The following is an 833-nucleotide window of genomic DNA, read 5'->3' as shown; positions in this document are numbered from 1 at the left end:
GTCAGCAGACCGAGCAGTACCTGCACGGTCTGCTGACGGCGCAGGGCCGCAAGTCGATCCGCAACATCGCCGCGCAGATCGGCGGTCCCGCGGCCGAGCAGAGCCTGCACCACTTCGTGTCCAGTTCCACCTGGGACTGGCAGCCGATGCGGGCGGCGCTCGCCCGGTATCTGGAGCGGAACACCTGCCCGCAGGCGTGGGTGGTGCGGCCGATGCCGATCCCGAAGGCCGGGGAGCACTCGGTGGGGGTGGACCGGCGGTTCGACCCGGAGCGCGGGCAGGTCTTCCACGGGCAGCAGGCGTTCGGGGTGTGGTTCGCCAGCGACGAGCTGAGCGTGCCGGTCAACTGGCGTCTCTTCCTGCCGGATCCCTGGGTGAACGACCGGACGCGGCGCGACCGCGCGGAGGTTCCGCAGGAAGCCGGCGAGGAGACCCTGGAGGAGTGCGCGGTCGCGGCGGCGCTCGACACCGCCCGCTGGTCCGACGTGACCCGCAAGCCGGTGCTGCTCGACATCCGGGGCGGTGCGGGACGGGCGGCCCTGACGCGGCTCGCGGGGGCGGGCGTGCCGGTGGTGGCGCGGATCAACCCGGGCTCGCGGCTCGCGATCGCCGACCGTTCGCTGCCTGGCTTCGGGGCGGGGCCGCTGTCGGCGGTGCAGATCCTGGAGTCGCTCAAGGGGCTGCGCAGGCCGGTGAGCTGGGTGGACACGGTGGCGGGGGCGCGGACCTCGCGGACCTCGCTCGCGACGGCCGTGCGGGTCGCGCTGCCGGCGCCGGGCGGGGAGCGGATGCGTCCGCTGGTGCTGCTGGGCGAGTGGGACGACCCGCGCCGG

The 833-nt window shown here is 74.8% G+C and carries 1 protein-coding gene; it reads left to right on the top strand.

Annotated features, from left to right (window positions below; genetic code table 11):
- Positions 1-833, top strand: an 833-nt coding sequence (locus tag CCN56_RS35550; RefSeq protein ID WP_086831899.1) for a transposase, incomplete at both ends; no start/stop codon positions are given.

The organism is Streptomyces sp. NRRL B-24572 (genome assembly GCF_002156145.1).
In the GTDB taxonomy this organism is placed as follows: Bacteria; Actinomycetota; Actinomycetes; order Streptomycetales; family Streptomycetaceae; genus Streptomyces; species Streptomyces vietnamensis.
This window is presented reverse-complemented; position numbering and strand designations above follow the sequence as displayed.